Consider the following 7,295-nt stretch of genomic DNA (forward strand, 5'->3'; position numbering starts at 1 on the left):
GTGCCGGGGGTGCTGCGGGCAGCGGCGGGGCGGCTGCCGGACCGCCCGGCGGCGGCGCGGCAGGTGCGGGCGGCGCCGCGCTGCCCAGCACCGCCGGATGGTTGTCCGCCGCCACGCCGCCCAGCCGCGTCGCGGCATCCTCGCTGCGGTCGCCAAGATCGGCGACGGCGGCCAGGGCGCGGGCGGCGTCCAGCCAGCCCAGCATCTCGTCCGGCGGCAGGCCGGCGGCGCTGGCGGCCCTGGCGGTGGCGCCGGGCATCAGCTGCAGCAGCGTGCGCAGCAGCAGCCGGTCGCGCGGCGTGGACTCTGTCCTGGCCAGATAGGCGGGCAGCTCGGCGGGGCCGAGGCGGATGAAGGGGCCGAACTTGTCCTCGCCCGTCGGCAGCCAGCGCAGGAAGGCCTCCGGATGGCCGGCGGCCTGGCGGAACTCCAGCTGCGGGCCGCCGGCCGAAATCGACAGCTTCAGCCGCAGGCCGGGCCAGCGCTGCGCGCCGATGGCCAGGCTCATCACCGTCATGTCGAGGTGGCGGTAGGGATTGCTGCCACGCGGCGGGTAGTACTGGTTCAGCATCACCGCCTCGAGGCTGGCCACGGCCGGCAGCGCGGTGGCGGGTTCCGGGGCGGCTTCGACACGCGGCACGGCGGCGGGCAGAGGCGGCGGCGGCAGGCTGCGCGACGGGGTGGCGGCGACGCGCGCCGCCAGCTGCTCGCCGTCGCCGGCGGCGAGAAACTCGATCGCCAGGAGCTCGACGGCGCAGCCGGCCGGGGCCGGGCCGCCGTCGCGTGCGGCCAGCGCCACCACCAGCTGGCTGCTCAGGCCCAGCGCCAGCGGCAGGGTCAGCGCCAGCTGCAGCGATCCGTCGGGCGCGAAGCCGCGCCAGCCGGAGAAGCGGCCGGCGGCATCGCGCGGCGCCAGGTCGGCCGGCGTCGCGATGCCCTGCTCGCATGGGAGGATCCAGGCGGCGAGACCCAGATCGGCGGCGGCGCCGTGGCGCAGCGCCGCGGTGATGCGCAGCACCCCGAGCCCGGCATTGTGCAGCTGTGGCAGATGCAGCACGGCCAGGCCCGGCGCCGCGGCAGGGGTGCGCAGCAGGGCGCGCGGCGCCTCCTCGCCCAGGCCCAGCAGGCTGACCGAGCCGGAGAGGGCGCGGGCCAGCGGCCAGCCGGTCTCGGCCAGGGCATGGGGCAGGCCGGGCTCGGGCAGGGCCAGCCCCGCCTCGTCCCAGCGCCACCAGGCGGGGGCGGTGAAGCGGCTGCCGGGCTCGGCGGTCCAGGCGCGCAGCGCCAGCGCGCGGTCGGCGGGGGCGGCGAGGCCCTCGGCGCGGACGGCGCCGGCGGCGCGGGTCCAGCCGGCATCGAGGGCGATCGACAGGCCTTCGGCGCCCTCGGCCTGGATGACCAGCAGCGCGGTTTCGGCGAGCGCCGGCAGCGGCCCCGGCAGGTCGAGCAGCAGCCAGCCGGGCGCCAACCCCGCGAGCGGCACCAGCCAGGCGCCCTGCACCCGGCCGCTCTCGGCACCGATCAGGCGGATCTGCAGAAGGCCCTGCGCCAGGCTGGACAGATGCAGCCCGATGCGGGTCAGCGCGTCCAGCCGCAGCCCCAGCGGCTGGCGCAGCCGCAGCGCGCCGTCCTGCGCCGCCAGCGCTTCCGGTCCGGGCTCGGTGGACAGCGCCAGGCGCGGCGCCGCCGGCGGGCGATGCGCCAGCTGGCGGGCCAGGGCGCCAAGCGCCGTGCGGGTCTCCTCATGGTCCTGGCGCAGCGCGACCTGGGCCTGCTGCAGCCTGGCCGCTCGGTCGGTCGCGGCGGCGAGCAGGGCCAGCAGCGCCTCGGCGAGCTCCGGCCAGGCCTCGGCGGCGGTGGCGGCCTGGATCAGCCGCGGCGGCTCCTGGTCCTGGGCGCGCCACCAGCCGCCCCATTCGCCCAGCCGGCCGGCGTCGCGGGCGACCACGGCGACCAGGCCGGCGGGCGGCAGGTCAAGCGGCAGCAGGTCCTCGGGCGGCAGCAGGTCCTCGGGCGGCAGCAGCTCCTCGGGCGGCGCGGCCGGCGCGGCGTCGCGCCTCAGCCAGATCCCCTGGCCCGGCAGCGGCGCGGCCCACCACAGCGCCAGGCCGGCGAGGCGCAGGGTGTCTGCCTGCGGAAAATCGGCCGGCAGGACCAGGCCAGGGCCGCCGCCGGCCAGGGCCGCCAGATCGGCGGGGGCAACATAGAAACGCATCATGCCGCGTGCTCCGGCTCCAGGCGGCGGATCCAGCCGGCCATGCTGTTCTCCCAGTCGGTCGCGGCGCCGCGCGCCGCGGCGCCGGCGGCCAGCCGCCGGCACAGCGCCGGGTCGCCCGCCAGGGCGCGCAGGCGATCGATGCAGTGGGCCACGACAGAGTCCTCATCGGCCGGCACCAGCAGCCCGTCGACGCCATGCTGCACCGCTTCGGCCACCGCGCCGGTGTCGGTCGCGACCAGGATGCAGCCGAAGCGCTGCGCCTCGGGGATGGTCAGCGGCGCGCCTTCGAAGCGCGACGGCAGCAGCACGACATCGGCCCAGGCATAGAGCGCGTCGAGCGCGGCGGTGCCTTCGGCCGCCGGCTCGATGGCGACGCCGGTGCCGGACAGGTCGGGCGGATCGGCATCCAGCACCGGATGGCCGACGACGCGCCATTCGATCGTCGTATCGGCGACACCCAGGATGATCGGCCGCAGCCGGTCCGGACCCTTCTGGTGGTCCAGCCGGCCGAGGAAGAGCACGCGCAGCGGCGTCTCCGGCGCGCGCAGCTGGCGGGCGGCGCAGGCGGCCGCGGCGCGGGCCGGGTCGGCGGCGTAGGAGGCGGCGTTGGGCAGCACGAGGATCTTCTCGGGCGGGACGCCCTGGCCGACGCACCAGTCGCGCAGCGCGCGCGACACCGACAGGAAGCCGTCATAGCCGGCCTCGTAGGCCAGCGCGGTCAGCGGATTGCCGACGGGGGCGCCATGCGGCCCGCGCTCGTTCAGATGCAGGCCGAGATAGGTGCGCACTCCCTGGCGCCGCAGCTGCCCCATCAGCCCCTGGCCGGCCAGCGCATGGGTGTTGACGACGACATCCATGACGGCGAGCAGGCCGAGCATGTCGGCGTTGCGCGCGGCCGTCGGCTCGGCGGCGATGGGGGCGCCGAAGAAGCGCTGGCGTGGATCGGCGCGCTCGATGGCGGGCAGCGGAAAGAACTGCACCGTCTCGAAGACGCCGTCGGCTTCGGCCGGGATGGCAGCGTGATCGGTGCCGGTCAGGAACAGATGCGGCGTCCAGCCGCGGCGGCGCAGCACGGCGGCCTGGTTCAGCACCACCTTCTCGACGCCGCCGAAGGCGAAGACCGGCAGGACGAAGCCGATCTGCCTTCCGGGCTGGCGCGGGATCCAGGGCAGCACGGCGCCGCAGCCGTTCAGCGCAAGGTGCAGGCCGGGCGTGCGCAGCCGGCTGGCGCGCCAGTCGTCGCGCCATTCGCCCAGCAGCGCCGAGCGTGCCGCGGCCGTGGCGCGCAGCGCGGCCACCTCCTCGGCAAGCCGCGCGAAGACGCCGGGATCCTCGTCCAGCGCCGCATCGGCGAAGGGCAGGTCGACCTTCAGCGTCGGCGCCGGCGGCTTGGCGGCGTCCGTGAAGGGCGCGGCCCAGTCGAAATCCTTCTCGCGCGCGGCGCGCAGCAGCCGGTCGCTGCGGGCGATGATCAGCTGGGCGCGCGGGGCATGCGGCACGGCGCCGGGCGGCAGGCGCAAGCCGCGGCGACCCTGCGCGGCGGCCACCAGGTCGACCAGGACGAAGCCGAGCGCCGGCGTCGCCTGCAGGATCTGCTGCGCCTGCCAGACGACATTGTGCAGCAGCCTGGCCCGCGTCAGCGCCGCCAGCCCGGCTTCGGTCGCAAAGGCCCAGAAGGGCGGGAAGGCGGCGGCGGAAGGCGCCAGCGCCGCTTCCACCGCGCGGCGACGCAGCGCCTCGGCGGGTTCGGGCGGATGGCGCGGCGCCAGCGGATCGGTCAGGCGTTGGGCCTCGTCGCGGCCGAGGCGGGTGAGGGCGAAGCGCGGCAGCTCCTCGGCCTCGAGGCGTTGCAGCCGGCGCGCGGAGAGCGTGTGCCGCGCGTTCAGCCGCATGCCGCCCAGGATGGCGGGGCGCGCGCGCTCGGCATGGGTCAGCATGCTTTCGGGGCGTTTCCGGTACAGGAAACCGGCCTCGGGCAGGTGGCGGCCGCGGAAGCCGGCCTCGGCGGCGCGTAGCCAGAAATCCCAGTCCTCGAAGCCTTCGCGCAGCCGCGGATCGAAGCGCAGGCCGCGGTCGAAGACGCGGCGCGCGATCAGGCTGCCGGCATCGCAGAGATTCTCGTGCAGATGCAGGAAGGCGGAATAGTCGCCGCCCAGAAAGTAGTTCTGCGGCAGGCCGAAGCTGTCGAGGTCGGGATAGACCCAGCCGATCTCCGGCGGCGCCGCGTCCAGGGTGGCGGCGGCGCGGGCCAGGAAATGCGGGCGGAGCCGGTTGTCGGCGTCCAGCATCAGCAGCGCGCGGCAGCCGGGCCAGGCCTGGAGCGCAAAGTCGATGCCGGTGTTGCGCGCTGCCGGCAGCCCGCCATTCGGCCGGCGCTGCAGCAGCACGCGGCCGGGATGGCGGCGGGCATAGGCCAGCGCCGTCGCCGCCGTCTCGGGCAGGGGGCAGCCGTCATCCACCACCACGGCGGCGAAGCGGGGGGCATTCTGCTGGGCGAGGACGTCTTCCAGCGCTTCGGCCAGCAGGGCTGGCTGGCGGAAGACCGGGATGACCACGGCGACCTCGGGATCGGCGCTCATGCGGCGGCGGCCATGCCAGTCACTGCCATGCCTGGCAGGGTGCGCAGCAGGTCGCGGTAGCGGTCGAGCATGGCAGCCTCGTCCTGGCGGCGGGCCAGTGCCGCGGCGGCCGCGAGCCGCGCTGGTGTCGGGCCGGACTGGGTGGCGGCGGTGACCAGGGCCTCGGCCATGGCCGCGACGTCCTCGGCCTCGGCGAGGGCGGCGACATCGCCGGCGGCGGCGCCCAGGCCTTCCAGCGCGGCCGGGCTGGCGACGACGGGGCAGCGGCGGCCGGCGGCTTCCAGGAAAACGAGGGGATAGCCTTCGAGCCGCGAGGGCAGGACCAGCGCATCGGCGGCCAGCAGCAGCCGCCCCGGATCGCCCTGGTGGCCGAGCAGCCGCAGCGCCGAGCGGCCGCCGGGCAGCGCCGCCTGCAGCCGCGCCTCCAGCGGGCCGGTGCCGGCGGCGACCAGCGCCGCGCCGCCGCGCCGGACGAAGGCCTGGGCGAGGTATGGCAGGAGCTCGGCGCCTTTCACCGGCTCCAGCCGGCCGAGGAACAGCGCGACCAGCCCGTCCGGGGGAAGATCGAGGCTGGCGCGGAGCTCGGCGCGCAGCGCGCGGCGGCGGCCGGCATCGATGCCGGGAGGCAGGGGGACGCCGTTGGGCACGACCTGGACGCGGCCGGCCGGCAATCCGAAGGCCGTTTCCAGCCGGCTCGCGATCGGCGAGGACACCGCGGCCCAGAGGCCGGGCAGGCGCCGCGCCGCCGCACGGGCGGCGTCATCGATGCCGGGGGGCGTCTCGGCCGGCGCCAGGTGGCCGATGACCAGGCTGGGAAGGGCACGCTCGGCCAGCACCGCCTGCAGGCCCAGCCCGGCATTCGGCCAGGGCAGCGGCAGCAGGGCGGCATCGACGGGCATGGCCGGCAGCATCGCTTCCAGCACCTGGCGCTGGCGGCGCATGTTCTCCTCGGGCGTCTCGGCGGCGTCCCAGGCGATGCGGGCGCCGCGCAGGCAGGCGGCCAGGCGCGGCCCGGCATCGCGGGCCAGCGCCGGGTGGCGGTCGGGATCGGCCAGGATGGTGACCGCGACGCCGGCGGCATCCAGCATGCGGGCGAGGGCCAGCGCATGCCGCTCGGTGCCGCCATGCGCCGCCGAGGGCAGCAGCAGCAGCAACCGGCGCAGGCGTTGCGCGGCGAGCGGCGCCGGGTGGAAGGATCCCGCCGCCATCGCCGTCAGCCCGCCGCCACCAGGCCGAGCGCGTGGCTGCGCGCCGGCGTGTCGCTCTTCTGGTCGAAGCGCTTGATGCCGAAGATCTGGCTGTCCTTCAGCGCCTCGTCGATCTCCTCGATGCTGGCATGCTGCTTCTCGTTCTTCGAGGTCAGCACCAGGTGGCGCGTCCGGGTGATCTTGTTGCGCTGGGCATAGTGCTCCAGGCAGGTGGCCAGCAGGTATTCCTCCTGCGGATAGACGGCGGGCAGGCGGGTCATGTCGGCCAGGCTCCAATGCGTCAGCATCGGCGCGATCGCCTCGAAGAACAGCGCGCGGCGGAAGAAGCTGCCCTCGGCGCGGCATTTGTACAGCGAGCGGAAGCCGTTGGCCGCCATGAAGGCCGGCATCGCCGGGTCCTGCCTGATCGCCTCCAGCTGGTCGCTGCCCTCGCGCTCGAAGGAGAGCACGCCGTCCTGCAGCTTGCCGGGGATGCGCCAGGACTTGCCCAGCCCGGCATCGAACTGCCGGATATGCTGCGCGGCGCCGCGGCGGATCATCAGGTCGGCGGAGGTGTGGAAATAGACATAGTCGAAGGCGACGCGGTCCTGCATCGCCTGCAGCACCGCCTGCAGGTAGGCGTGCAGGATGACCGCCCAGGCGGTGCGCTGCGGCGGGGTGACGAAGCGCAGGTTCGGGATCTTCGAGAAATCCACGCCACGCTTGCGGGTGGCATAGGCGAAGCTGTCGGCGAAGTCGGCGTTGATGTTGACATAGTGCATCACGTCGCCGTCGAAGGCCTGGTTGTAGTTCTGCAGCTGCTCGAACAGCCGGTCCGGATGCTGGTGCCAGACGGTGATGGCCAGGATGGTCATGACGGCGTGGCGTCCCCGGTCCCGCGCGTCAGGCCACGCCGGCGCGCAGCAGGTCGTGCATGTGCAGGATGCCGGCAGGCCGCCCATCCTCCAGCACGAAGAGGCTGGTGATGCGCAGGTCGTTCATCAGCCCGAGCGCCTCCAGCGCCAGCAGGTCGGGGCCGATGGTGCGCGGGCGGCGGCTCATCACCTCGGCGACGGGGCGGTCGACGAAGCCATGCTCGAAGGCGCGGCGGATGTCGCCGTCGGTCACCACGCCGACCAGCCGGCCTTCCGCATCGACCACGGCGGTGATGCCGAAGCGCTTGCCGGTCATCTCGACGATCGCCTCGGCCAGGCTCGCGCTCTGCGGCACCATCGGCACGCCGGTGCCGGCATGCATCAGGTCGCGGGCGCGGCGCAGCTGGGCACCGAGCTTGCCGCCCGGATGGAACTG

At 75.3% G+C, this 7,295-nt stretch carries 5 protein-coding genes; all 5 read right to left on the bottom strand.

Translation table 11 applies throughout. The features are described 5' to 3' along the window. Positions 1-2,218: DUF6212 domain-containing protein (locus BKE38_RS00425; RefSeq protein ID WP_207553449.1), on the bottom strand; the 2,218-nt coding region annotated here is incomplete at its 3' end. Next, positions 2,215-4,797, bottom strand: coding sequence for a glycosyltransferase (locus tag BKE38_RS00430; RefSeq protein ID WP_076955402.1), 2,583 nt, complete (start codon positions 4,795-4,797; stop codon positions 2,215-2,217). The genes BKE38_RS00430 and BKE38_RS00425, both read right to left, overlap by 4 nt. Next, positions 4,794-6,005: a glycosyltransferase family 4 protein gene (locus BKE38_RS00435; RefSeq protein WP_076955403.1), complete on the bottom strand. Its 1,212-nt coding sequence runs from the start codon at positions 6,003-6,005 to the stop codon at positions 4,794-4,796. The genes BKE38_RS00430 and BKE38_RS00435 overlap by 4 nt, the downstream gene beginning before the upstream one ends. Positions 6,006-6,010: 5 nt before the next feature. Then, complete coding sequence (locus BKE38_RS33955; protein WP_076955404.1) at positions 6,011-6,859, bottom strand: hypothetical protein; 849 nt, start codon at positions 6,857-6,859, stop codon at positions 6,011-6,013. 28 nt (positions 6,860-6,887) lie between these two features. After that, positions 6,888-7,295: CBS domain-containing protein (locus BKE38_RS00445; protein ID WP_131829449.1), on the bottom strand; the 408-nt coding region annotated here is incomplete at its 5' end.

It is taken from the genome of Teichococcus deserti, from assembly GCF_001982615.1.
Classification (GTDB): Bacteria; Pseudomonadota; Alphaproteobacteria; order Acetobacterales; family Acetobacteraceae; genus Pseudoroseomonas; species Pseudoroseomonas deserti.